Annotated in this window: 26 protein-coding genes; 15 read left to right on the top strand and 11 right to left on the bottom strand. The window is 72.8% G+C overall.

Translation table 11 applies throughout. The features are described from left to right. Positions 1–12 precede the first annotated feature (12 nt). The 3 genes from IE217_RS22120 to IE217_RS22110 all read left to right on the top strand — a co-directional run bounded on the left by IE217_RS22120 (position 13) and on the right by IE217_RS22110 (position 2192). A complete protein-coding gene (locus IE217_RS22120) occupies positions 13–810 on the top strand; it encodes a metal ABC transporter ATP-binding protein (RefSeq protein ID WP_190179768.1) in 798 nt (265 codons plus the stop codon). Continuing rightward, a complete protein-coding gene (locus IE217_RS22115; RefSeq protein ID WP_190179657.1) occupies positions 810–1712 on the top strand; it encodes a metal ABC transporter permease in 903 nt (300 codons plus the stop codon). The genes IE217_RS22120 and IE217_RS22115 overlap by 1 nt, the downstream gene beginning before the upstream one ends. A gap of 63 nt (positions 1713–1775) precedes the next feature. Continuing rightward, the gene (locus IE217_RS22110; RefSeq protein WP_190179656.1) at positions 1776–2192 is read left to right on the top strand and encodes a Fur family transcriptional regulator; all 417 of its coding nucleotides are present in this window, start codon (positions 1776–1778) and stop codon (positions 2190–2192) included. A gap of 46 nt (positions 2193–2238) precedes the next feature. Here IE217_RS22110 and IE217_RS22105 read toward each other — a convergent pair whose 3' ends face one another. The 5 genes from IE217_RS22105 to IE217_RS22085 all read right to left on the bottom strand — a co-directional run bounded on the left by IE217_RS22105 (position 2239) and on the right by IE217_RS22085 (position 5970). Continuing rightward, positions 2239–3078: an isoprenyl transferase gene (locus tag IE217_RS22105; protein WP_190179655.1), complete on the bottom strand. Its 840-nt coding sequence runs from the start codon at positions 3076–3078 to the stop codon at positions 2239–2241. A 36-nt stretch (positions 3079–3114) separates the two neighbouring features. Next, on the bottom strand, positions 3115–3864 hold the full coding sequence (gene recO / locus IE217_RS22100) for a DNA repair protein RecO (RefSeq protein WP_190179654.1): 750 nt from the start codon (positions 3862–3864) through the stop codon (positions 3115–3117). Next, entirely contained in the window at positions 3861–3992 is a 132-nt protein-coding gene (locus tag IE217_RS22095) for a recombination protein O N-terminal domain-containing protein (protein WP_190179653.1), read from the bottom strand. The genes recO and IE217_RS22095 overlap by 4 nt, the downstream gene beginning before the upstream one ends. A gap of 68 nt (positions 3993–4060) precedes the next feature. Continuing rightward, positions 4061–4747: a response regulator gene (locus IE217_RS22090; RefSeq protein WP_190179652.1), complete on the bottom strand. Its 687-nt coding sequence runs from the start codon at positions 4745–4747 to the stop codon at positions 4061–4063. Next, the gene (locus IE217_RS22085) at positions 4747–5970 is read right to left on the bottom strand and encodes a sensor histidine kinase (RefSeq protein ID WP_190179651.1); all 1224 of its coding nucleotides are present in this window, start codon (positions 5968–5970) and stop codon (positions 4747–4749) included. Before IE217_RS22085 ends, IE217_RS22090 begins: the two co-directional genes overlap by 1 nt. 302 nt (positions 5971–6272) lie before the next feature. On the opposite strand from IE217_RS22085, the gene bla reads away from it, so the two are divergent. Beyond that, entirely contained in the window at positions 6273–7139 is an 867-nt protein-coding gene (gene bla / locus IE217_RS22080; RefSeq protein WP_190179650.1) for a class A beta-lactamase, read from the top strand. A gap of 33 nt (positions 7140–7172) precedes the next feature. On the opposite strand, the gene IE217_RS22075 is transcribed toward bla, so the two are convergent. Continuing rightward, on the bottom strand, positions 7173–7400 hold the full coding sequence (locus IE217_RS22075) for a hypothetical protein (RefSeq protein WP_190179649.1): 228 nt from the start codon (positions 7398–7400) through the stop codon (positions 7173–7175). Continuing rightward, a complete protein-coding gene (locus IE217_RS22070; protein WP_229865488.1) occupies positions 7397–7612 on the bottom strand; it encodes a hypothetical protein in 216 nt (71 codons plus the stop codon). The genes IE217_RS22075 and IE217_RS22070 overlap by 4 nt, the downstream gene beginning before the upstream one ends. A gap of 109 nt (positions 7613–7721) precedes the next feature. Between IE217_RS22070 and IE217_RS22065 the strand changes: the two genes are divergently transcribed. Further along, positions 7722–8555: a helix-turn-helix domain-containing protein gene (locus IE217_RS22065; protein ID WP_190179648.1), complete on the top strand. Its 834-nt coding sequence runs from the start codon at positions 7722–7724 to the stop codon at positions 8553–8555. Further along, entirely contained in the window at positions 8537–8818 is a 282-nt protein-coding gene (locus tag IE217_RS22060) for a DUF397 domain-containing protein (RefSeq protein ID WP_190179647.1), read from the top strand. The genes IE217_RS22065 and IE217_RS22060 overlap by 19 nt, the downstream gene beginning before the upstream one ends. Here the strand turns inward: IE217_RS22060 and IE217_RS22055 are convergent. After that, positions 8815–9936: an MFS transporter gene (locus IE217_RS22055; protein ID WP_229865487.1), complete on the bottom strand. Its 1122-nt coding sequence runs from the start codon at positions 9934–9936 to the stop codon at positions 8815–8817. The genes IE217_RS22060 and IE217_RS22055 overlap by 4 nt on opposite strands. Before the next feature lie 192 nt (positions 9937–10128). Between IE217_RS22055 and IE217_RS22050 the strand changes: the two genes are divergently transcribed. After that, complete coding sequence (locus IE217_RS22050; RefSeq protein WP_190179646.1) at positions 10129–11067, top strand: dihydrodipicolinate synthase family protein; 939 nt, start codon at positions 10129–10131, stop codon at positions 11065–11067. Positions 11068–11097: 30 nt separating this feature from the next. Here IE217_RS22050 and IE217_RS22045 read toward each other — a convergent pair whose 3' ends face one another. Beyond that, the gene (locus IE217_RS22045; protein ID WP_190179645.1) at positions 11098–11802 is read right to left on the bottom strand and encodes a tellurite resistance TerB family protein; all 705 of its coding nucleotides are present in this window, start codon (positions 11800–11802) and stop codon (positions 11098–11100) included. 207 nt (positions 11803–12009) lie between these two features. Further along, positions 12010–13731, bottom strand: a complete 1722-nt coding sequence (gene leuA, locus IE217_RS22040) for a 2-isopropylmalate synthase (RefSeq protein ID WP_190179644.1) — start codon at positions 13729–13731, stop codon at positions 12010–12012. 342 nt (positions 13732–14073) lie between these two features. Here leuA and IE217_RS22035 point away from each other — a divergent pair, with 342 nt between their 5' ends. The 8 genes from IE217_RS22035 (at position 14074) to IE217_RS22000 (ending at position 21572) form a co-directional block, all read left to right on the top strand. Further along, positions 14074–15144: a M4 family metallopeptidase gene (locus IE217_RS22035; RefSeq protein WP_190179643.1), complete on the top strand. Its 1071-nt coding sequence runs from the start codon at positions 14074–14076 to the stop codon at positions 15142–15144. An 82-nt stretch (positions 15145–15226) separates the two neighbouring features. Beyond that, entirely contained in the window at positions 15227–15493 is a 267-nt protein-coding gene (locus IE217_RS22030; RefSeq protein ID WP_190179642.1) for a protealysin inhibitor emfourin, read from the top strand. A 69-nt stretch (positions 15494–15562) separates the two neighbouring features. Next, the gene (locus IE217_RS22025) at positions 15563–16897 is read left to right on the top strand and encodes a GH1 family beta-glucosidase (protein WP_190179641.1); all 1335 of its coding nucleotides are present in this window, start codon (positions 15563–15565) and stop codon (positions 16895–16897) included. Continuing rightward, the gene (locus tag IE217_RS22020) at positions 16894–18150 is read left to right on the top strand and encodes an MFS transporter (RefSeq protein ID WP_190179640.1); all 1257 of its coding nucleotides are present in this window, start codon (positions 16894–16896) and stop codon (positions 18148–18150) included. Before IE217_RS22025 ends, IE217_RS22020 begins: the two co-directional genes overlap by 4 nt. A gap of 155 nt (positions 18151–18305) precedes the next feature. Next, positions 18306–19388 carry a PhoH family protein gene (locus tag IE217_RS22015; protein WP_190179639.1) on the top strand — a complete coding sequence of 361 codons (1083 nt, stop codon included), beginning with the start codon at positions 18306–18308 and terminating at the stop codon, positions 19386–19388. Positions 19389–19400: 12 nt separating this feature from the next. Further along, the gene (ybeY, locus tag IE217_RS22010; protein WP_190179638.1) at positions 19401–19898 is read left to right on the top strand and encodes an rRNA maturation RNase YbeY; all 498 of its coding nucleotides are present in this window, start codon (positions 19401–19403) and stop codon (positions 19896–19898) included. 7 nt (positions 19899–19905) lie between these two features. Continuing rightward, complete coding sequence (locus IE217_RS22005) at positions 19906–21216, top strand: hemolysin family protein (RefSeq protein WP_190179637.1); 1311 nt, start codon at positions 19906–19908, stop codon at positions 21214–21216. Continuing rightward, positions 21213–21572, top strand: coding sequence for an MmcQ/YjbR family DNA-binding protein (locus tag IE217_RS22000; RefSeq protein WP_190179636.1), 360 nt, complete (start codon positions 21213–21215; stop codon positions 21570–21572). The genes IE217_RS22005 and IE217_RS22000 overlap by 4 nt, the downstream gene beginning before the upstream one ends. On the opposite strand, the gene IE217_RS21995 is transcribed toward IE217_RS22000, so the two are convergent. Continuing rightward, entirely contained in the window at positions 21552–23027 is a 1476-nt protein-coding gene (locus IE217_RS21995; RefSeq protein ID WP_190179635.1) for an MFS transporter, read from the bottom strand. The two genes, IE217_RS22000 and IE217_RS21995, sit on opposite strands and share 21 nt — an antisense overlap. Positions 23028–23163: the final 136 nt, after the last annotated feature.

Raw genomic sequence — 23163 nt, 5'->3', positions numbered from 1 at the left:
AGGGAGGACGCCATGGACAACCCCGGCACCGCCGCCGAAGGGCCGGTCGTCGCCCTGCGGGGCGTGCGCGCGGACCTGGGCCCCCGCCCCGTCCTGCGCGGCATCGACCTCACCGTGCGGCGCGGCGAGGTGGTCGCGCTGCTCGGCGCGAACGGCTCCGGCAAGTCGACGACCGTACGGGCCGTCATCGGCCAGGTGCCGGTGACGGCCGGCGAGATCGAGCTGTTCGGCACCCCGCGCCGCGCCTTCCGCGACTGGGCCCGCGTCGGCTACGTGCCCCAGCGCACGACCGCCGCGGGCGGGGTGACGGCGACGGTCACCGAGACCGTCGCCTCGGGCCGGCTCTCCCGGACCCGCTTCGGCCTGTTCCGCAAGGCCGACCACGCGGCCGTACGCCGCGCCCTCGACCTGGTCGGCATGGCGGACCGGGCGAAGGACTCCGTGCACGCCCTGTCCGGCGGCCAGCACCAGCGGGTGCTGATCGCCCGCGCGCTGGCCGCCGAACCCGAACTGCTGATCATGGACGAGCCGATGGCGGGCGTGGACCTGGCCAGTCAGCGGGTGCTGGCGCGGACCCTGGAGGAACAGGTCGCGGCCGGTACGACGGTGCTGGTGGTGCTGCACGAACTCGGCGCGCTGGAGCCGCTGATCGACCGGGCGGTCGTGCTGCGCGACGGCCGCGTGGTGCACGACGGCCCGCCGCCGAAGGCGGTCGGCCAGCACGCCCAGCCCGGCCACGACCACGTACACCCGCACGACGACGCCGCCGGCGCCGGCCCGATCCGCACCGGACTTGGACTGCTGAGCTGATGGAACTCCTCGACTACGCCTTCATGCAGCGGGCCCTGCTCGCCGCCGTCCTGGTCGGCGTCACCGCGCCCGCCGTCGGCATCCACCTCGTCCAGCGCCGCCAGGCCCTGATGGGCGACGGCATCGGCCACGTGGCGATGACCGGCGTCGGCCTCGGCTTCCTGCTGGGCGCCTCGCCCGTGTGGATGGCGACGCTGCTGTCCGTGGTGGGCGCCGTGCTGATGGAACTGATCCGCTGGTACGGCCGCACCCGCGGCGACATCGCGCTGGCCATGCTCTTCTACGGCGGTATGGCGGGCGGCGTCATGTTCATCAACCTCGCGCCCGGCGGCTCCAACGCCAACCTGACCTCGTACCTCTTCGGCTCGCTCTCGACGGTGGCGCCCTCCGACGTCACCGCGATCTGCCTGCTGGCCGCGTTCGTCGTCCTGGTCACCCTCGGGCTGCACCGCCAGCTCTTCGCGGTCGGGCAGGACGAGGAGTTCGCCCGGGTGACGGGCCTGCCCGTGCGCGCGCTGAACCTGCTGACCGCCGTCACGGCGGCGGTGACCGTGACGGTCGCGATGCGGGTGGTGGGCCTGCTGCTGGTCTCCGCCCTGATGGTGGTGCCGGTGGCCGCCGCCCAGCAGCTCGGCCGCAGCTTCGCGGCGACCCTCGCGATCTCGGTCGCGATCGGGGTGGGCGTCACGCTCGGCGGCACGGTCACGTCGTACTACCAGGACGTGCCGCCCGGGGCGACGATCGTGCTGCTGACCATCGCCGCGTTCATCGCGCTCACCGCGCTCGCCGCCCCGCTGGCCCGGCGCCGCGCCCGGGCGCTCGCCGCGGCGCGGCCCGACGGGGACCCGCCGGAGTGCGCGATTCCGGCCACGCGCGCGGCGGACGGCGCGGCCGGCGCCTGACCGCGTGCGACGCGGGCTGGCACAATGGCCCCGGCAGATGCCGGACGGCGAAGGAGGCAACCGGTGACGACGGCAGGACCGCCCGTGAAGGGCCGCGCCACCCGGCAGCGCGCCGCTGTCGCGGCGGCCCTCGACGAGGTCGACGAGTTCCGCAGCGCGCAGGAACTGCACGACATGCTCAAGCACAAGGGCGACTCGGTGGGCCTGACCACGGTCTACCGCACCCTGCAGTCCCTCGCCGACGCCGGCGAGGTCGACGTCCTGCGCACCTCCGAGGGCGAGTCGGTCTACCGCCGCTGTTCCACCGGCGAACACCACCACCACCTGGTCTGCCGCGTCTGCGGCAAGGCGGTGGAGGTGGAGGGCCCCGCCGTCGAGAAATGGGCGGAGGCGATCGCCGCGGAACACGGCTACGTGAGCGTGGCCCACACCGTGGAGATCTTCGGCACCTGCAAGGACTGCGCGGAGGCCTCCGCCTGACCGGAGCGACTCGGCCGGGGGCCGGGGCCCCCGGCCGGACCGGGTGTCAGCCCTCCTCCGGGCGGCCCTCCATGGCCAGGAGTTCCTCGTTGGGGACGGCGCCGCCGAAGCGGCGGTCCCGGGAGGCGAATTCGAGGCAGGCCCGCCACAGGTCCCGGCGGTCGAAGTCCGGCCACAGGACGTCCTGGAAGACCATTTCCGCGTACGCGCTCTGCCAGAGCAGGTAGTTGGACGTGCGCTGCTCACCGCTCGGCCGCAGGAACAGGTCCACGTCCGGCATGTCCGGGTAGTACAGATACTTCTGGATCGTCTTCTCGCTGACCTTGGCCGGGTCCAGCCGCCCCGCCCGCACGTCCTCCGCCATCGCCTTCGCCGCGTCCGCGAGCTCGGCCCGACCGCCGTAGTTCATGCAGAAGTACAGCGTCAGCCGGTCGTTGTCCTTGGTCTGCTCCTGCGCGACCTGCAACTCCTTGGCGACCGACTTCCACAGCCGGGGCATCCGCCCCACCCACCGCACCCGGATGCCCAGCTCGTCGAGCTGGTCCCGCGTCTTGCGGATGAAGTCACGGTTGAAGTTCATCAGGAAGCGCACCTCGTCCGGCGACCGCTTCCAGTTCTCCGTGGAGAAGGCGTACAGCGAGATGTTGCGCACACCGATCTCGACCGCGCCCTGCAACACGTCCAGCACCCGCTCGGCGCCGACCTTGTGCCCCTCGGTGCGCGGCAGTCCCCGCTCCTTGGCCCAGCGGCCGTTGCCGTCCATGACGATCGCCACGTGCTCGGGCACCAGCTCCCCCGGCAGCTTCGGCGGACGCGCGCCCGACGGGTGCGGCTCGGGCGCCCGGTACTCGCGTCGCCGGCGCCCCAGGATCCCGCGTACGGCCATGTGCTCCTCGTCTCCCTGAGTGTTGCGGAGCGGTCTCTACCGCTTCTCCACGTACCTGAGCGAGCGCAGCCCCCGCTCCAGGTGCCAGTGCAGGTAGGCGGACACCAGCCCGCTCCCCTCCCGCACGTGCCGCGGCTCGCACGCGTCCGCGGTCTCCCAGTCCCCCGTGAGCAGCGCGCCGAGCAGTGCGAGCGTCTGCGGCGAGGGTACGACACTGCCGGGCACCCGGCAGTCGGCGCAGACCGAGCCGCCGGACGCCACCGAGAAGAACCGGTTGGGCCCCGGCAGCCCGCACCGCGCGCAGTCGCCGAAACTCGGCGCGTACCCGTTCACCGCGAGCGAGCGCAGCAGGAACGCGTCCAGCACCAGGTGCGGCGCGTGCTCCCCCCGCGCGAGCGTGCGCAGCGCGCCCACCAGCAGCAGGTACTGCTGCACCGCCGGTTCGCCCTCGTGGTCGGTGAAGCGCTCCGCCGTCTCCAGCATGGCCGTGCCGGCGGTGTAGCGGGCGTAGTCGCTGACGATCCCGCCGCCGTACGGCGCGATGGTCTCGCTCTGCGTGCACAGCGGCAGCCCGCGCCCCACCAGCTCGCTGCCCCGGGCGAAGAACTGCACGTCCACGTGCGAGAACGGCTCCAGCCGCGCCCCGAACTTCGACTTGGTCCGCCGCACCCCCCGGGCCACCGCCCGCACCCGCCCGTGCCCGCGCGTGAGCAGCGTGATGATCCGGTCGGCCTCGCCGAGCTTCTGCGTACGCAGGACGACGCCGTCGTCGCGGAAGAGACTCATCGCGCCCCCCGGCGGCCGCCCGGACGGAGGCCCAGCGCCCGCCCCCGGGAAGAGCACGGCACGATCCGCTCCGCCTCACCCGGCTCGCGGGTGCGCAGCACGATGCCGTCGTCGCGGAACAGACTCATGGCACCCATTCTCGCCCACCGCGCCCGTGCCGTGGGCCGCGCGGGGGCGCCCGTGGCCGAGACCTCGCTCACCGCCCGGCCGACACCAGCCCCGCCTCGTACGCGGTGATCACCAACTGGACGCGGTCGCGCGCGTCCAGCTTGGTCAGCAGCCGGGTCATGTACGTCTTGGCGGTCGCCACGCTGATGCACAGCTCGTCGGCGATCTCCGCGTTGGACAGCCCGGTGCCGACCAGGGTCAGCACCTCCCGCTCCCGCTCGGTGATGCCGGTCAGCTCACGCCGGGCGCGGCCGCCGGCCGGTGCGGTGCGGCCGGCGAAGTCCTGGATCAGCCGCCGGGTGACGCTGGGCGCGATCAGCGCGTCCCCGGCGGCGACCACCCGCACCGCCCCGATGATGTCGTCCAGCGCCATGTCCTTGACGAGGAAGCCGGACGCGCCCGCGCGCAGCGCCCCGTACACGTACTCGTCGTCGTCGAAGGTCGTCAGTACGACGATCCGCGCGTCCCCGGCGCCCCCGGTGATCGCGTCCCCCGCGCCCCCGGTGATCCGGCGGGTCGCCTCGATGCCGTCCATGCCCGGCATCCTGATGTCCATCACCACCACGTCCGGGTCCAGTTCCCCGGTCAGCGCCACCGCCTCGCCGCCCGTGGCCGCCTCCCCCACCACCTCCAGGTCGGGCAGGTCGGCCATCACCATGCGCAGCGCGGTGCGGATGAGCTGCTGGTCGTCGGCGAGGAGCACCCGGACCGCCATCAGGAGGCCTCCGCCGGCACGGGCAGCCGCGCCGCCACCCGGAACCCGCCTTCCGGACGGGGCGCGGCGGAGAACTCGCCGTGCAGCAGCGCCACCCGCTCACGCATCCCGGCCAGCCCGAACCCGGTGTCCGTGGCGGTGCCGTGGCCCCGGCCGTCGTCGGTGACCTCCAGGGCGAGCACGTCCTCGCCGTAGTCGACGGTGACCAGGCAGGAGGGCGCCCCGGAGTGCCGTACGACGTTGGTGACCGACTCCTGGATGATGCGGAACGCCGACAGGTCGACGTCGGGCGGCAGCCGGCGCGGCTCGCCCAGGCGCCGCACCTCCACGCGCACGCCCGCCGAGGTCGTCGCGGCGGCCAGCCGGTCCACGTCGTCGAGCCCGGCGACCCCCGCCTCCGCTCCCTCCGCGGCCGCCCGGTCTCCCGCGCCCGGCTCCCCCGCGTCCGCCGCCCGCAGGGCGACCAGCATCCGCCGCAGCCCGGCCAGCGTCTCCCGGCCGGTGGCCTCCACCGCCCGCATCGCCTCGCGCGCCGCCTCCGGCTGGGTCGCCGCCACCCGGGCCGCCGCGCCCGCCTGGAGGGCGACGATGCCGATGCTGTGGGCGACCGTGTCGTGCATCTCCCGTGCTATGCGTAGCCGTTCGGCCGTCACCGCCTGGGCGGCACTCCGCTCGTTCATCCGCCGCGCGTGCTCGCGCGCCTGGTGCGCGGAGTGGCCGAGCAGCCAGGCGATCACCGTGACCAGGGCCACGGCCAGTTCGGCCGACATGCCGACCGCCCAGCCGCGCAGCAGCCGTACGGCGATGAAGACGGCGAGGGTGCCGACCGCCAGGGCCAGGGCGGCGGCCGACGTGCGCCGGGGCCGGGCCGCCGCGACGAAGTACAGCCCCACCATGACCGTGAGGTACTGCGCCATGGGCAGTTCGCCCACCCCGAGCGTGCTCGTCTCGCCGATGGCGGCCACGATCAGCGCGGCCAGGCCACCGAGCGGCCGGCGCCCCAGCAGCCGGGCCCCGTACACCGCCAGGGCGGTGGACAGCACCGTCATGGTCAGTCCGTCCCAGCGGTAGAGCTGGGCCGCGGGCCAGCGGCCGGGCTCGGTCTCACCGGGCAGCCGGACGGTCGTCAGCAGGGTGAACAGGGTGCTCGCGCACCACACGAGCACCGTCCAGGCGCTGGGCGGCAGGCGTTTGAGCGGGGGCGGCGGCACAGGGGCGGGCATGCCGGGATCGTAGGCCGGGCGGCCGAGGCCGGTCATCGGCCCGCGGACGTACAACCACGGTCGACGGCACGGCCGTTGGACTGCCCGCGGGCGGCCGACGCCCCGGACGGCCGGACCCGGCCCCGGCCCCCGGGTGTCGCAACCCCGGCGGCCCGGTCCCGCGTCACATCATGCGGAGATCGTTTCTCACGTACCGACCGTACCGACCGGACCGACCGTACCGACCGGGCACTCGGCCCGGCCGACCGAAGGAGAACGCCATCCGGACCACGGCCAGGAACCTCCCGACCCGCCGCCGCGTGATGACCGCGGCCGGCCTCAGCCTCCTCGGCGCATCGGCCGCCGCGGCACCCGCGTACGCCGCGTCCCCCTCCCCCGACCGCGGCCCGGAAGCCCGGCTGCGGGCTCTGGAGGAGCAACACGGCGTCCGCCTCGGCGTCTACGCCCACAACCCCGTCACCCGCCGCACCGTCCGGCACCGCGTCGACGACCGCTTCCCGATCTGCTCGGTCTTCAAGACCCTGGCGGCCGCTGCCGTCCTGCGGGACCTGGACCACCACGGCGAGGTCCTCTCCCGGCGGATCCACTACACCGAGGCCGACCTGGTCGACGGCTCGGACCACACCAAGGCCCACCTGGCCGAGGGCATGACCGTCGCCGAACTCGCCGACGTGGCCATCCGCTACAGCGACAACACCGCGGGCAACCTGCTCCTGCGCGAACTGGGCGGCCCGACGGCGATCACCCGCTTCGCCCGCTCGCTCGATGACCGGGTCACCCGCCTGGACCGCTGGGAGACGGAACTCAACTCCGCCGAGCCGTGGCGGCGCACGGACACCACCAGCCCGCGCGCCATCGGCCGCACGTACGGCCGCCTCGTCCTCGGCGACGCGCTCGACCGCCGCGACCGCGCCCTGCTCACCCACTGGCTGCTGGGCAACACCACCAGCGCCAAGCGCTTCCACACCGGCCTGCCCAAGTCCTGGACCATCGCCGACAAGACCGGCTCCGGTTCCTACGGCACCGCCAACGACGTCGGCGTCGCCTGGACCGAAAACGGCACTCCCCTGGTCCTGGCGGTGCTCACCACCGGGCCCACCCCGGACACGCCGTACGACGACGCGCTGGTCGCCGAGGCCGCCGGGGTGGCCGCCACCGCGCTGACCTGACACCCGCGGCCCCGGCCGGCCCGGCCCGCCGCCTCACGGCACCTCGCCGCGGCTGCGGGCGTTGGCGTACGCCGTCGCGGCGCGCAGCCGCTCGGCCGGGGTCGCGGCGCGCAGCGCGTCCGGTACGCAGTCCCACTCGCGGCCTTGGCCGAGGGGCCGTAACCGCACGTACGGCCCCTCGTGGCCCACGACGACCCCGACCCGGGCGGTCCCGGTGTCCACGGCGTACGAACCGACCGGCGGCCGGGGCTCGCCGCTCACCGCAGCACCGCGGCGAGCCGGGCCGCCGTCTCCACGGAGCAGCGCCCCAGCTCGACCAGCGGGCAGGGCGCCTCACGGGCGAGTCCCGCCGGGTCGAGGCGCAGCGAGGGCAGGGTGATTCCGGCCCTTTGGAGCGCGGCCCGCAATTCGGCGAGGGTTTCCTCCGCCTCCGTCACGCATACCGCCGAGTGGACCGGGTTCGGTGTCGCCACAGTTCGCTTCCTTCCATTTCACTCTTCGCGTCTCCACGGTGACCTTCCGCGTCTAAAGTCGGAAGGGTTTCCGGCCCTACAACGGCGGGGCAGCAAAAGGGGGTTGGCAATGGCCAACGGTTCACGCCAGGCGGCGTGGGAGTTCTTCGGCGCGGAACTGAAGCGACGGCGCGAGGACGCGGCGCTCACGCAGGTGGAGCTGGGTGCGCGGGTCTTCGTCTCGGGCGGCTACATCGGCCAGTTCGAACAGGCGATCAGGAAGCCACAGTTGGACGTGGCCCAGCGAATCGACGAGGTACTGCAAACCGACGGTATTTTCGAGCGGCTGTGCAGGAAGCTGATTGACGATCCGCGGTACGCGGATTATTTCGCCCACGTGGTCGAGCTGGAGCGACTGGCCACGAGAATCTGCGAGTTCGCGCCGACGGTGGTGCCGGGTCTGCTCCAGACGCAGGAATACGCCCGCGCGTTCACCATCGCGGCCAACCCGTTCAAGACCGACGAGTACGTCGACGAGATCGTCACCGCCCGGCTGGAACGCTCGCGCATCCTCGACGACGCCGCCAGGCCCGAGTACTGGGTGACCCTCCACGAGAACGTGCTGCGCATCCCGGTGGGCGGGCCGGGGGCGATGGCGGAGCAACTGGAGCGGATCGCGCGGCTGATGCGCGAGCGCACGGCGGTGGTGACGGTACTGCCGTACGCGGCTGGGGCGCACGCGGCCATGGGCGGGATGCTGCAACTCATGGAGTTCCAAGACGCACCGCCGGTCGCCTACACAGAGACGTCATTCTCGGGCACGTTGGTGGACGAACCGGCCGTGGTGAAGCGGGCCCACCGCGCATACGATCTGCTCAGGGTCGCCACGCTGTCGCCGGAGGCGTCCCTGGCCATGGTCGAGTCGGCGGCGGAGGACTTCAGACTATGCGTGAGTACGACCTGACCAACGCCCACTGGTCCAAGAGCAGTTACAGCAACGGCGAGGGCGGTAGCTGCGTAGAGGTCGCCCACGACTTCCCCGGCGCCGCCCGCTGGCGGAAGAGCAGCCACAGCAACGGCGAGGGCGGCGACTGTCTCGAAGTCGCGGACGGCGTCCCCGGAGTCGTCCCCGTCCGGGACAGCAAGGTGCCGGACGGGGACGTGCTGGTGATCGGCGGCGCGGCCTGGGCCGGGTTCGTGGGTGCCGTGGGGGCGGCGGGGTTCTAGCCCCGGACTCGTAGGAACAGCGCGGTCACGAGGTAGGGCAGCGCGGCCCACAGGAACGCCGTGGCGTGCGAACTCGCGGAGCTGACGGCGGCGTAGGCCCCGTACACCGCCACCGTCGACAGGTCGGTGCCGAGGCTGGCGACCGAGGTGAGGGTGGCCCGGCGTGCGTCGTCGATGCGGGCCTGGAGCCGTGCGTCGGCGAGCACCGTGGCGAGCTGGAAGCCGCCGAAGGCGAGGGCGACGAGGACGAGCCCGGCCGGTGTCCGCAGCGCGGCGCCGAAGGCGAGGGCGAGGGCGGCGGCCGCGAGCAGGGCGGCGAGGCCGGTGCGGCCGAGGCGGGCGCAGGGGCCGGACAGCAGGCCGCCGGCCGTGGCCCCGGCCCAGATGAGCAGGAGCAGGTAGGGCTCGGTGCCGTCGGGTACGCCCGTGCCGCGCACGAGGAGCGGGGCGTACTCGTCGAGCGCGCCCCACACGGCGCCCACGGCCGGGACCAGCAGAAGGGCGCCGCGCACGGACCGCTCGGCGCGGACCTGGGCGAGCCCGGCCCGCAGGGTGACGGCCCAACTCTCCTCGGCCTGGGTGGGAGTTCGCCCTTCGGGCAGCCGGGTCGCGGTGACGGCGGCCAGCAGGCAGGCGAGCACGCTGCCCGCGCCGACGGCGGGATAGCCGCCGAGGGCGAAGACGGGACCGGCAAGCCCCATGGCGGCCACCACCCCTACGAGCCCGGCCGCGCGGACACGCCCCATGACGTGGGCGTACCGTTCCGCCGCACCGAGACGGCCGAGTTCGTCGTGGACGAGAGCCTCCAGCGCACCGGAGCCGAGCGCTCCGCCCGCGCCCCAGAGGAGGAAGCCGAGCGCGAAGGCCCCGTAGGAGGGCAGGAGCACCCAGAGGGCGAACCCGGCGGCGGTGAGCAGTGGGCCGAGGGCGAGCAGCAGCCGCCGGGACACGGCGTCGGCCCAGGCGCCGGAGGGCACTTCGAGGACCACGCCGGTGGCCGACCAGAGGGCGAAGAGGGAGGAGATTTCCCAGGACGACAGGCCGGCGTCGCTGAACAGCAGCGCGTACACGGGGTAGAGCAGGACGAAGTCGCCGAGGAAGGCGTAGCAGTAGAGCACCGCGGCCAGCCGCCGGGTGCCGCGCGCGGCGGGGATGCGGGATCAATGTCGCCAGGTCATGCGTACATGGTAGGCAGCGCGCCGTGCGGGGCCCAGCGAATTACCGGGCGGAGCGGCGACTATACAGAGCACTGCAAGGCATCTGTAGCGACCCGCGAACCATCACCGTCACCGCCACCCCAGGGAGCCCCCATGACCTTCCCCGCCCCGCTCACCGGTGTCGTGCCGCCCGTGTGTACGCCGCTCACCGCGGAGGGGGAGGTGGATGTGCCGTCGCTGTTGCGGCTGGTCGAGCATCTGGTGGAGGGCGAGGTGCACGGGTTGTTCGTGCTGGGGTCGACGTCGGAGGCCGCCTATCTGACGGACCGGCAGCGGCGGCAGGTCGTCGAGGCCGTGGTGGGGCACGTGGGCGGGCAGTTGCCGGTGCTCGCCGGGGCGATCGACATGGCCACCGCGCGGGTGCTCGACCACGTCGAGGCCGTCACCGGGGCGGGCGCGCAGGCCGTCGTCGTCACCGCGCCCTTCTACGCCCGCGCCGCCCACCCGGCGGAGATCGCCCGCCACTACCGCCGTATCGCGAAGCACAGCCCCGTCCCCGTCGTCGCCTACGACATCCCCGTGTCGGTGCCCACGAGACTGCCCGCCTCCCTCGTGCTGGAGCTGGCCGCCGAGGGCGTGCTGGCGGGGCTGAAGGACTCCAGCGGAGACCTGGCGGGGTTCCGGGAGGTCGTCACGGGGGCGCGGAAGGACCCGGCGACCGCAGCCTTCAGCGTGCTCACCGGCTCCGAGGTGATCATGGACGCCGCGCTCGCCGTGGGCGCCGACGGCGCGGTGCCGGGCTTCGCCAACGTGGACCCGCACGGGTACGTGCGCCTGTACCGCCTCGCCCGCGCGGGCGACTGGGAGGGCGCCCGCGCCGAGCAGGACCGCCTGTGCGCGCTGTTCGGCATGACCCGCGCCGGCGACCCCGCCCGCATGGGCCCGGGCTCCTCCGCCCTCGGCGCCTTCAAGACGGCCCTGCACCTGCGCGGCATCATCGCCTGCCCCGCCACGGCCGACCCGCAGATCCCCCTGTCCCTGGAAGAGACGGCCCGCGTACGGTCCTTCCTCACCGCCGCCGGACTGCTCTAGGCGAAGGTGAACGGCGCGCGCCCCCGCCGTCTACGACGGCGTCCGGGCCGCTGCCAGCAGTCGGGTTACGTCGTCCGTGCAGATGGTCAGTGCCCTGCCGACCGTGGTGAGGGCGTCGCGTTCGGCGGGGGTGTAGGGGCCGTCGGCCAGGGCGATGCGGGCGGCCTGGAGGAGGATGGACTCGCGGCCGGCGGGGGCGAGGTGCGGGGCCAGCGGGTCGAGGGCCTCGTGGAGCTCTATGGCCAGCCCCGCCGTGCAGGGCCGGTCCTCGTCCTCGCAGACGCGGCCGGTGTCGGCGGCCAGCGCCTCGACGAGGGCGGCCAGCTGCTCCTCGGTGCACTCGGCGAAGCCGGCCGCGCGGACGGCGGCGGCCGCGGTCTCCAGGGCCGTACGGGAGCAGGTGCCGCCCGCGGAGAGCACCGCGAGGGCGACGGTGTGGACGGCGTCGCGGAGCATCGCGGAGAAGCGGGTGGTGGTCGGATGGTCCAGGACGTCCGTGCCGAAGTGGCACCGGCAGGCGGCGCACTCGACGACCGGGCCGGCGGTGCCGCGCGGCAGCAGGGGCACGCCGAGGACGGTGAAGCGCCGGCGGCCGTTGAGCCGCTGGTAGTTGCGGTCCCCGCCGCAGCCCGGACAGAAGAACTCGCCGTCGCCGACGGGTGTCCACGCCGTACGGGTGCCCAGCATGCGGGCAAGCCGGGTGGCACGGCCGTCTCGTCCCCGTACTGGCAGCACGTCGCACCTCCGTAACCACGCGGCAACATCGCCGCGCTGGCGTGATGTTAGCCACAGCGGTGAGCCCGCGTCAGTACCCCGAGGAGACCTTTCCGTGACCTCCACGGCCCTTGTGGCCGGTATACGACGGGTGCACGACAGGGCCCCGGCCGCCGGATCAGGCGGCCGGGGCCCTGGAAAGCGCCGGTCAGAGGGGCCGGAGGGCCGTCAGCGGGCCGCCCGGTTGACGGCCGAGACGACCGCCTTCAGCGACGCACGTGTCGTGTTCGCGTCGATGCCGATCCCCCACAGGACCTTGTCCCCGATCGCGCATTCGATGTACGAGGCGGCCTGCGCCGAGGCGCCCTCGCTCATCGTGTGCTCCTGGTAGTCGAGCAGGCGTACGTCCACGCCGATGGACTGCAGGGCGTCGAAGAAGGCCGAGATGGGGCCGTTGCCGGAACCGGTGAGGACGGTGTCCTCGCCGTCGACCGTGGCCTCGACGGTCAGCGTGTCCACGCCGTCGGTGTCCGTGGTCGACTGGCCGGTCCGCACCTGGAGGCGGCCCCAGGGGTTGTCCGGGTTGGGCAGGTACTCGTCCTGGAAGACCGCCCAGATCTCCTTGGGCGTGATCTCCCCGCCCTCGGCGTCGGTCTTCGCCTGGATGAGCTTGGAGAACTCGATCTGCATCCGGCGCGGCAGGTCCAGCTTGTGGTCGTTCTTCAGGACGTAGGAGACACCGCCCTTGCCGGACTGCGAGTTGACGCGGATGACGGCCTCGTAGGACCGGCCGACGTCCTTGGGGTCGATCGGCAGGTACGGCACCGCCCACTCGATGTCGTCGACCGTGACGCCGCGGGCCGCCGCGTCGGCCTCCATCGCGTCGAAGCCCTTCTTGATGGCGTCCTGGTGGGAGCCGGAGAAGGACGTGTAGACCAGGTCGCCCACGTACGGGTGGCGCGGGTGGACCTCCATCTGGTTGCAGTACTCCCACGTACGGCGGATCTCGTCGATGTCGGAGAAGTCGATCTGCGGGTCGACGCCCTGCGAGAACAGGTTCATGCCCAGGGTGACCAGGTCGACGTTGCCGGTCCGCTCGCCCTGCCCGAACAGGCAGCCCTCGACGCGGTCGGCGCCGGCCATCAGCGCCAGCTCGGCCGCCGCCACCGCCGTGCCGCGGTCGTTGTGCGGGTGGACGGACAGGCAGACGTACTCGCGGCGGGTCAGGTTGCGGTGCATCCACTCGAAGCGGTCCGCGTGCGTGGACGGGGTCGAACGCTCCACCGTGGCGGGCAGGTTGAGGATGATCTCGCGGCCCGGGCCCGGCTGGTAGACGTCCATGACCGCCTCGCAGACCTCCAGCGCGAAGTCCAGCTCGGTGTCGGTGAAGATCTCCGGGCTGTACTGGTAGCCGAAGTCGGTCTCGGGGCCCAGCAGCTTCTCGGCGTACTCCATCACCAGGCGGGTGCCGTCGACGGCGATCTGCTTGATGTCGTCCTTGGAGCCGCGGAAGACGACCCGGCGGAAGACCGGGGCGGTGGCGTTGTAGAGGTGGACGGTGGCGCGGCGGGCGCCCTTCAGGGACTCCACGGTCCGCTCGATCAGGTCCTCGCGGGCCTGGGTCAGTACGGAGATCGTGACGTCCTCGGGGATCGCGCCCTCCTCCTCGATGATGGAGCGCACGAAGTCGAAGTCGGTCTGGCCGGAGGCGGGGAAGCCGACCTCGATCTCCTTGTAGCCCATCCTGACCAGCTGGTCGAACATCCGGCGCTTGCGCTCGGGCGACATCGGGTCGATCAGGGCCTGGTTGCCGTCGCGCAGGTCGGTGGAGAGCCAGCGGGGGGCGACGGTGATCCGCTTGTCGGGCCAGGTGCGGTCGGGGATGTCGACCTGCTCGTAGCGGCCGTACTTGTGGATCGGCATGGAACTGGGCTGCTGGCGGTTCGCCATGGTTGCGTGGGCTCCTCGAGAGTTCCGCGGACGCGGTGCCGCGGGTGCCGGAAGGACGGCCGACGGCGCAACGCCGAACTCCGCGGGGAGGGGGTCGGCCTCGACTACAGGCCCTCGCCGCGGCAGCTAAGGAGAAGCAGCCCGAAACGCATGATGCTGCGCAGCCTAGCCGAGCCACCCGGGAGGCGGGGACGCGTTCCAGTATGCGGGATCGCGGTCACAAACAGGACAAAAGTGCCCTGTACCACATCGTCACTCAGCGTCGCCGTTCCTGTCCCGGTATTTCACCAATCATGGTGGCAGCTAGTGACATGTGCGTCACACAGTGCGAAGGTGCCGGGCATGACGACCAACGGGGGCTTCGAGCCCGTCTTCTGCACCATCGTGCCGCCCCATGTCCTCGACCGCCTCGCGCGGCACCAGGACCCCGCGCTCTCCGGTCCGGCCCGCCGGTCCCTGGAGCACGACGCCTACCAGCGCACCCACCGCCGGCTGACCACCGTGATCGGCGCGCCCGCCGTCGCCGTCCCCGCGGGCGCGTCCGCCGACCAGCCGGACCGGACCGTCTACGACGCGCGGCACAAGCAGGACCTGCCCGGCCACAAGGTCCGCTCCGAGGGGCAGCAGCCCGGCAAGGACGCCACCGTCAACCGCGCCTACGCGGGCCTGGGCGCCACCTTCGAGCTGTACCTGAAGGCCTACGGCCGCCACTCCATCGACGGCAGCGGCCTCCCGCTCGACGCCAGCGTCCACTACGACGTGAAGTACAACAACGCCTTCTGGAACGGCGAGCAGATGGTCTTCGGCGACGGGGACGGGGAGATCTTCCTCGACTTCACCATCCCGGTGGACGTCATCGGCCACGAGCTGACCCACGGCGTCACCCAGCACACCGCCAACCTGACCTACTTCGGCCAGTCCGGCGCCCTCAACGAGTCGCTCTCGGACGTCTTCGGCTCGCTGATCAAGCAGTACACGCTCGGCCAGACCGCCGCCGAGGCCGACTGGCTGATCGGCGCGGGACTCCTCGCCCCGCGCGTCACCGGCACCGCGCTGCGCTCCATGAAGGCCCCCGGCACGGCCTACGACGACGACGTGCTCGGCAAGGACCCGCAGCCGGCCACCATGGACGACTACGTCCACACCGGCAGCGACAACGGCGGCGTGCACATCAACTCCGGCATCCCCAACCACGCCTTCTACCTGGTCGCCACCGCGATCGGCGGCCACGCCTGGGAGAAGGCCGGGCAGGTCTGGTACGACGTGCTGACCGGCGGCGAGCTCAAGGAGGACGCCCTCTTCGCGGACTTCGCGACCCTCACCGTCAAGGCGGCCCGCGAGCGCTACGGCGCGGGCGACGAGCTCCAGGCCGTCCAGAAGGGCTGGGAACAGGTCGGGGTACGGACGCTGTAGGCCACGGGGTTTTCGGACGCCGTGGGGCCGCGGCGGCCGCGGACGCTGGGGTTCCGGGCGGATCCGTACTAGACACGGACCCATGCGGATTCGAGTGAGGCGTACGGGAGGTTTCGCGGGCATCGAGCGCCGCGCCGAGGTCGACACCTCGGGGCGGCCCGACGCCCCCGAGTGGCGCGCCCTGGCCGAACGGGTGCTGGCCGCCGGGCCGGACACCCCGCCGGCCGGGGTGCCCGACGGTTTCAGCTACGAGATCACCGTGGACGGCCGGACCGTCTACGCGGCCGACCCGCGGCTGACCGAGGACCAGCGGGAGCTGGTCTCCAGAGTGCTCAAGGAAGGGGCGTGAGCGTTCGCGCAACCTCCGCCTGACGCAAGGGCGTTGACTTCCGTTACCGCCGGTACGGATGATCCGCGCATGGCGACTGACGCAGGCACTGCAGGCACGGCGGCTCCCCGGTTCCCGGACGGCTTCCTGTGGGGCGTGTCCACCTCGGCGCACCAGATCGAGGGAGCCGCCGACGAGCGCGAGCCGTCCGTGTGGGACGCGTTCACGGCCGGTCCGGGGCACATCAAGGACGGCTCGACGGCACAGGTGGCCTGCGACCACTACCACCGCCACGCCGAGGACGTGGCCCTCCTGGCCGGCCTCGGCGTCGGCGCGTACCGCTTCTCCGTCTCATGGCCCCGGGTGAACTCACCCGGCGGCCTCGACTTCTACGACCGCCTGGTCGACGAGCTGCTCGCGGCCGGCGTCCGCCCGGTCCCCACCCTCTTCCACTGGGACCTGCCGGCCCGGCTGGACTGGCTCGAGCGGGACACCGCCTCCCGCTTCGCCGAGTACGTGTCTGTGGTCGCCGGACGCCTCGGCGACCGGGTGGACAAGTGGATCACCCTCAACGAGCCCGCCGAGCACACCCTCCTCGGCCACGCCCTGGGCGTGCACGCCCCCGGCAGGAAGCTCCTGTTCGACGCGCTGCCCGTCGCCCACCACCAGCTCCTCGCACACGGTCTGGCGGTACGGGCGCTGCGCGCGGCCGGGGCCGCCGGCATCGGCATCGCCAACTCCCACGGCCCGACCTGGGCCGCCTCCGCCGAACCGGCGGACGTGGAGGCGGCCGACTTCTACGACGTGCTGCTCAACCGCCTGTTCGCGGAGCCGCTGCTGCTGGGCGAGTACCCGGCCGGGCTCGGCGAGCTGATGCCCGGAGACGTGCGGGCGGACCTGAAAATCATCTCCGAGCCGCTGGACTGGTACGGGATCAACTACTACGCCCCCACCCTCGTGGGCGCCCCCGAGGGCGCCGAGATCGAGTTCGGCGGGGTGACGCTCCCCGCCGAACTGCCCTTCTCCGTGCGGGAGATCGAGGGCCGCCCGGTGACCGACTTCGGCTGGCCCGTGGTCCCCGAGGGGCTGACCGAGCTGCTGACCGGCTTCCGCGACCGCTACGGCGACCGCCTCCCGCCCGTGGTGATCACCGAGAACGGCTGCTCCTACGAGGGCCTGGACGACACCGACCGCATCGCCTACCTGGACGGCCACATCCGCGCCCTGCACCGGGCGGTCGAGGCCGGCGTGGACGTGCGCGGCTACTTCGTGTGGTCGCTGCTGGACAACTGGGAGTGGGCGGAGGGGTACGCGCGCCGCTTCGGTCTCGTGCACGTCGACTACGAGACGCTGGAGCGCACGCCCAAGGCCTCCTACCGCTGGTACCGCGACCTGCTGCGGGCGCAGGGGCGGGCCTCGGGATGACGGAGACCCGGCTGCCGTCGCAGGCGCTCGCCGAGCCGGTACGGCGGGTGGGCCGCGGCTGGACGGCGTCGCTGTCGCTGGCCAACGGGGCGATCTGGGTGGGCTGGTACGGCCCGCTGCAGATCCTGCTCGCCTCCCAGGCCAGGGAGTTCGCGCCCGGCACCGGCATGTCCAAGGAGACCCTGCTGGCCTGGGTGACGGGCGCGGGCGCGGCCGTGTCGCTGGTCGCGAACCCCTTCTTCGGGGCGCTGTCGGACCGCACCACCGCCCGCTGGGGCCGGCGCACCCCGTGGATCGTGGCCGGCACGGCGGGCGGCGCGCTGTCGCTGCTGCTGCTCGCTGGCGCGGGCGGGGTGTGGTCGATGGCGGCGGGCTGGTGCCTGGTCCAGCTCACCCTGAACGCGGCCTTCGCGGCGGTGACGGCGGCGGTGCCGGACCGGGTACCGCGCGGGCAGCGGGGCGCGGTGGGCGGCTGGCTGGGCGCGGCGCAGATCCTCGGCGTGGTCGGCGGTACGGGGCTGGCGACGGCGGCCGGGGGGATCGCGGCCGGGTACGCGGCCTGCGCGGTGTTCACGGTGGCGGGCGTGCTGCCGTACGTGCTCTGCCACCGGGACCTGCGGCTGGCGGCGGCGGACCGGCCGGCCTGGTCGTGGCGGGGCTTCCTCGCGGGCTTCCGGCTCAGCCCGCGCCGCCACCCGGACCTGGGCTGGGCCTGGCTGACGCGCTTCCTGATCAACCTCAGCAACGCGCTCGTGCTGCTCTACCTGCTCTACTACCTGCGCGACCGCGTGCACTACGCCGACCCGGACCGCGGCGTGCTGGTCCTCACGGCGGTGAACGGGGCGACGCTGCTGGCCACGGTGGTGGCCGGGGGCGTGTGGTCGGACCGGGTGGGGCGCCGCAAGCCGTTCGTGGTGTGGTCGGGCGTGCTGATGGCGGTGGCGACGGCGGGCCTCGCGGCATGGCAGACCTGGCCGGGCGCGGTCGTCGCGGCGGCGGTGCTGGGCGTGGGCTTCGGGGTGTTCACCTCCGTCGACTTCGCGCTGATGACCGACGTGCTGCCCAGGGCGCTGGACCGGGGCAAGGACCTGGGCGTGATCAACGTGGCCAACGCGCTGCCCCAGGTCGCGGCCCCGGCGCTGGCCGCGCCGGTCGTGACGTATCTGGGCGGCTACCGGGTGCTGTACCTGCTGGCGGCGGTGATCGGGCTCGCCGGCGCGCTGCTGGTGGGCCGCATCCGGGGCGTGGAGTGAGACCCGGGGCCGTCCGGCCCACGCACGGGGCGTCCGCCCGGCCCCCGAAAAGCCCTACGGCGTTGTCACTTCCCCGTCGTACCCTGGGAGACGCGAGGCCGCCCTCAGCCGTGCGGCCCTGACGAGGAGGAACCGCAGGCCTTGAGTGCCGGCCCATGACTCAGACACCCGCAGCAAGCACCCCCGCGCAGGGGCAGGCCAGAGCAGAGTTCACCGTCCCCGCCCAGCACCCCATGGTGACCGTCCTGGGTTCGGGCGACTCCCTACTGCGCGTGATCGAGAAGGCCTTCCCGGGGGCCGACATCCACGTCCGGGGCAATGAGATCAGCGCGGTCGGCGACCCGGCGGACGTCGCCCTGATCCAGCGCGTGTTCGACGAGATGATGCTGGTGCTCCGCACCGGGCAGCCGATGACGGAGGACGCTGTGGAACGCTCGATCGCCATGCTCAAGGCGAGCGAGAGGGGGGAGAGCGACGGCCAGGAGACCCCGGCCGAGGTGCTGACGCAGAACATCCTGTCCTCGCGCGGGCGCACCATCCGCCCCAAGACCCTCAACCAGAAGCGGTACGTCGACGCCATCGACAAGCACACGATCGTCTTCGGCATCGGCCCCGCGGGCACCGGCAAGACCTACCTCGCCATGGCCAAGGCGGTGCAGGCCCTGCAGTCCAAGCAGGTCAACCGCATCATCCTGACTCGCCCGGCGGTCGAGGCCGGCGAGCGCCTCGGCTTCCTGCCCGGCACGCTCTACGAGAAGATCGACCCCTACCTGCGCCCGCTGTACGACGCGCTGCACGACATGATCGACCCGGATTCGATCCCCCGTCTGATGGCGGCGGGCACGATCGAGGTCGCCCCCCTGGCGTACATGCGCGGCCGTACGCTCAACGACGCCTTCATCATCCTGGACGAGGCGCAGAACACCTCACCCGAGCAGATGAAGATGTTCCTGACCCGGCTCGGTTTCGACTCCAAGATCGTGATCACGGGTGACGTGACACAGGTGGACCTGCCGGGCGGCACCAAGAGCGGTCTGCGGCAGGTGCAGGAGATCCTGGAGGGCGTCGAGGACGTCCACTTCTCCCGGCTGACATCGCACGATGTCGTACGGCACAAGCTCGTGGGCCGTATCGTCGACGCGTACGAGAAGTACGACAGCAGGCACGGCACCGAGAACGGCGGCGCTCCCCGGAGCGGCGGCCACGGCAGGGCCGGGCACGGGCACAAGGGGAAGTAGACCAGCACGGCCATGTCGATCGACGTCAACAACGAGTCCGGAACCGAGGTCGACGAGCAGGCGATCCTCGACATCGCCCGCTACGCGCTCGCGCGGATGCGCATCCACCCGCTCTCCGAGCTCTCGGTGATCGTCGTGGACGCCGACGCCATGGAGCAGCTGCACATCCAGTGGATGGACCTGCCGGGACCCACGGATGTCATGTCCTTCCCCATGGACGAGCTGCGGCCCCCCGGCAAGGACGACGAGGAGCCCCCGCAGGGGCTGCTCGGCGACATCGTGCTGTGCCCGGAGGTCGCCGCCAAGCAGGGCGCCGAGGCCGAGACGGGGCACTCCATGGACGAGGAGCTGCAACTGCTCACCGTCCACGGCGTGCTGCACCTGCTGGGGTACGACCACGAGGAGCCGGACGAGAAGGCCGAGATGTTCGGTCTGCAGGCGGCGATCGTGGACGGCTGGCGCGCGGAGCGGGGCCTGGAGGGCCCCTCCCCCGCGCCGACCGTCTCGTGAGCCGCCGATGAGTCCGCAGATCGTCGTCGGGGCGATCGCCCTGGTCGTCGTCGCGTGGCTCGCCGCCTGTGCGGAGGCGGGCCTCGCCCGCATCTCCAGCTTCCGCGCCGAGGAGGCGGTCAAGTCCGGCCGCCGGGGCAGCGCGGGGCTGGCGAAGGTGGCCGCCGACCCGACGCGTTATCTCAACGTGGCGCTGCTGGTGCGCGTGGCCTGCGAGATGGCGGCGGCCTCGCTGGTCACCTACGCCTGCCTGGAGGAGTTCACCTCCACGGCCGAGGCGCTGGTCGTCGCGATCGCCGTCATGGTGCTGGTGTCGTACGTCGCCGTCGGGGTCTCGCCGCGCACCATCGGCCGGCAGCACCCGCTGAACACGGCGACGGCGGCGGCGTACGTGCTGCTGCCGCTGGCGCGGATCATGGGCCCGATCCCGTCCCTGCTGATCCTCATCGGCAACGCGCTCACCCCCGGCAAGGGCTTCCGCCGCGGCCCCTTCGCCTCCGAGGCGGAGCTGCGCGCGATGGTCGACCTGGCCGAGCAGGAGTCGCTGATCGAGGACGAGGAGCGCCGCATGGTGCACTCGGTCTTCGAGCTCGGGGACACCCTGGTCCGCGAGGTGATGGTGCCGCGCACCGACCTGGTCGTCATCGAGCGGTACAAGACGATCCGTCAGGCCCTCACCCTGGCCCTGCGCTCCGGCTTCTCGCGCATCCCGGTCACCGGCGAGAGCGAGGACGACATCGTCGGCATCGTCTACCTCAAGGACCTGGCCCGGCGCACGCACATCAGCCGGGACGCCGAGAGCGACCTGGTGTCCACGGCGATGCGCCCGGCGGTGTTCGTGCCGGACACCAAGAACGCGGGCGACCTGCTGCGCGAGATGCAGAAGGACCGCAACCACGTCGCCGTCGTCATCGACGAGTACGGCGGCACGGCGGGCGTGGTCACCATCGAGGACATCCTCGAGGAGATCGTCGGCGAGATCACCGACGAGTACGACCGGGAGCTGCCGCCGGTGGAGGACCTCGGCGAGGGCCGCCACCGCGTCACCGCCCGCCTGGACATCACCGACCTGGGCGAGCTGTACGGCCTGGAGGAGTACGACGACGAGGACGTGGAGACGGTCGGCGGGCTGCTCGCCAAGGCCCTGGGCCGCGTCCCGATCGCCGGGGCGTCGGCGGTGGTGGACCTGCCGGACGGCCGGGCCCTGCGGCTGACCGCCGAGGCCGCCGCCGGCCGCCGGAACAAGATCGTGACGGTGCTGGTGGAGCCGGTGGAGAGCGCCGGCCCCCTGGACGGCGGCGAGAAGGAGCCCGAGTGACGCCCCAGGAGCTGCGCGCCCTGTGCCTGTCGTTCAACGCGGCGGTGGAGGACTTCCCCTTCAACCCGGAGACCTCCGTCTTCAAGGTCCTGGGCAAGATGTTCGCGCTGACCGGCCTGGACGCGCGGCCCCTGACGGTGAACCTCAAGTGCGACCCCGAGGACGCGATCCGGCTGCGCACCGCGCACCCGGGGCTGATCGTCCCCGGCTGGCACATGAACAAGCGGCACTGGAACACCGTCACCGCGGACGGCTCGCTCCCGGACCGGCTGGTCCGGGAGCTGGTGGAGGATTCCTACGACCTCGTGGTGGCCGGCCTGCCGCGCGCGGAGCGTCTACGGCTCGACCGGCCCTGACGCCGGTTCCGCACCCTGCCCGCGCAGTCCGAGCGCGACCAGTGCGGCCGCCGCGAGGACGATCACCGCGTCGAGCGCGAGGACCGTGCGGACGCCGGAGAGCAGGTCGCCCGAGGTGGTGGCGAGGACGCCCAGCAGCGGGATGCCGACCGTGACGCCGACCTGCTGGGTGGTGGTGACCAGGCCGGTGGCCAGGCCCTGCTCCTCGTCGGGGACCCCGGAGGTGACCGTCAGTCCGTAGGAGATGATCGCGCCCAGGTGGCACACGCCGGCCAGCGAGACGGCGGCCGTGGCGAGCCACACCGACCAGACGTGGGCGTTCAGGCCGAGCAGCGCGGCGATGAGCGCGCCCTGTCCCGCGAGGGAGCCGACGAGGGTGCGGCGGGCGCCGAACCGGCCGATGACCTTCGGCGCGCGGGCCCCGGCGAGCGCCGACAACACGCCCAGGACGCCGAAGACCAGGCCGGTCTCGAAGGCCGACAGGCGCAGGATCTCCTGGAGGTACAGGGTCAGCACGAAGATCACCGTCGACATCATCGAGAAGGTGACCAGACCGCCCAGGTTGCCCCATGCGACCGTGCGGCGGCGCAGCATCGGCAGGGAGACCAGGGGCGCGGCCGAGCGGGACTCCACGACCGCGAACGCGGCCAGCAGGGCGAGGCCCGCGATCAGCGCGGCGACGACGTCCGCGCGGCCGAAGCCGTGTCCGGCGGCGGTGGACAGGGCGTAGATCAGCGACAGCAGACCCGCGGTGACGGTGACCGCGCCGGGCACGTCGAGGCGGGGCCGGCCGGGGATGGGGGCACCTCCCGTGCCGTCCAGGCTATGGGGGAGGGACTCGGGCAGCAGGCCGGGGGCGAGAGGCAGTACGACCAGGGCGAACACGGTGAGCAGGGCCATCGTGGAGCGCCAGCCGAGGGCGTCGGTGAGGACGCCGCCCGCGACCATGCCGACGGTGAAGCCCAGCGACAGCAGGGTGCCGGAGATCCCGAGGGCGCGGTCGCGGGCCGGGCCTTCGGGGAAGGTCGTGGTCAGCAGGGACATGCCGGTCGGCACGATCGCCGCCGCGCCGAGGCCCTGGAGCGCCCGGCCGGTGAGGAAGGACGCCGGGTCCCAGGCGAGGGTGGCCAGCAGCGAGGCGGCGCCGAACAGGGCGAGGCCCGACAGGAAGAGCCGGCGGCGGCCGAACAGGTCGCCGGCGCGGCCGAACAGCAGCAGGAACCCGCCCGAGGGAAGCGAGAACGCGGTGACCGCCCACTGGAGCGCGGAGCGGCTCATGCCGAGGTCCGCGCCCAGCCGGGGCAGCGCCACGTTCAGCACGGAGAAGTCGAGGGCGACCATGAACTGGGCCGCGCACAGGACGAACAGGACGAGTTTGCCGCGCGTCGACAGCCGTGGGGCGCCGAGCGGTTCCCGGGTCGGGGCGGTGGATGAGGTGGTGGTGTCGATCGCCATGGCAAAGAGGTTCCTGCGACCGGAACAACCGTGGGGAGTGGGAACTTATGGTGGTGGTGGCACCACCGGACACGACGAGGGGGATCCGTACGTGCCTGACACGGACACGCACAAGAGCCAACGGCTGCGCGAACTG

The organism is Streptomyces naganishii JCM 4654, from assembly GCF_014650575.1.
Lineage (GTDB): Bacteria > Actinomycetota > Actinomycetes > Streptomycetales > Streptomycetaceae > Streptomyces > Streptomyces naganishii.
The sequence above is the reverse complement of the archived record's forward strand: the minus strand, read 5'-3'. Positions and strand labels throughout refer to the sequence as shown.

Coding starts and splice junctions, on each gene's coding strand:
- IE217_RS22120 (WP_190179768.1), top strand. CDS start 13: ATGGACAACCCCGGCACCGCCGCCGAAGGGCCGGTCGTCGCCCTGCGG.
- IE217_RS22115 (WP_190179657.1), top strand. CDS start 810: ATGGAACTCCTCGACTACGCCTTCATGCAGCGGGCCCTGCTCGCCGCC.
- IE217_RS22105 (WP_190179655.1), bottom strand. CDS start 3,078: ATGGCCGTACGCGGGATCCTGGGGCGCCGGCGACGCGAGTACCGGGCG.
- recO (WP_190179654.1), bottom strand. CDS start 3,864: ATGAGTCTCTTCCGCGACGACGGCGTCGTCCTGCGTACGCAGAAGCTC.
- IE217_RS22095 (WP_190179653.1), bottom strand. CDS start 3,992: ATGAGTCTGTTCCGCGACGACGGCATCGTGCTGCGCACCCGCGAGCCG.
- IE217_RS22090 (WP_190179652.1), bottom strand. CDS start 4,747: ATGGCGGTCCGGGTGCTCCTCGCCGACGACCAGCAGCTCATCCGCACC.
- IE217_RS22085 (WP_190179651.1), bottom strand. CDS start 5,970: ATGCCCGCCCCTGTGCCGCCGCCCCCGCTCAAACGCCTGCCGCCCAGC.
- bla (WP_190179650.1), top strand. CDS start 6,273: ATGACCGCGGCCGGCCTCAGCCTCCTCGGCGCATCGGCCGCCGCGGCA.
- IE217_RS22065 (WP_190179648.1), top strand. CDS start 7,722: ATGGCCAACGGTTCACGCCAGGCGGCGTGGGAGTTCTTCGGCGCGGAA.
- IE217_RS22060 (WP_190179647.1), top strand. CDS start 8,537: ATGCGTGAGTACGACCTGACCAACGCCCACTGGTCCAAGAGCAGTTAC.
- IE217_RS22050 (WP_190179646.1), top strand. CDS start 10,129: ATGACCTTCCCCGCCCCGCTCACCGGTGTCGTGCCGCCCGTGTGTACG.
- leuA (WP_190179644.1), bottom strand. CDS start 13,731: ATGGCGAACCGCCAGCAGCCCAGTTCCATGCCGATCCACAAGTACGGC.
- IE217_RS22035 (WP_190179643.1), top strand. CDS start 14,074: ATGACGACCAACGGGGGCTTCGAGCCCGTCTTCTGCACCATCGTGCCG.
- IE217_RS22030 (WP_190179642.1), top strand. CDS start 15,227: ATGCGGATTCGAGTGAGGCGTACGGGAGGTTTCGCGGGCATCGAGCGC.
- IE217_RS22025 (WP_190179641.1), top strand. CDS start 15,563: ATGGCGACTGACGCAGGCACTGCAGGCACGGCGGCTCCCCGGTTCCCG.
- IE217_RS22020 (WP_190179640.1), top strand. CDS start 16,894: ATGACGGAGACCCGGCTGCCGTCGCAGGCGCTCGCCGAGCCGGTACGG.
- IE217_RS22015 (WP_190179639.1), top strand. CDS start 18,306: ATGACTCAGACACCCGCAGCAAGCACCCCCGCGCAGGGGCAGGCCAGA.
- ybeY (WP_190179638.1), top strand. CDS start 19,401: ATGTCGATCGACGTCAACAACGAGTCCGGAACCGAGGTCGACGAGCAG.
- IE217_RS22005 (WP_190179637.1), top strand. CDS start 19,906: ATGAGTCCGCAGATCGTCGTCGGGGCGATCGCCCTGGTCGTCGTCGCG.
- IE217_RS21995 (WP_190179635.1), bottom strand. CDS start 23,027: ATGGCGATCGACACCACCACCTCATCCACCGCCCCGACCCGGGAACCG.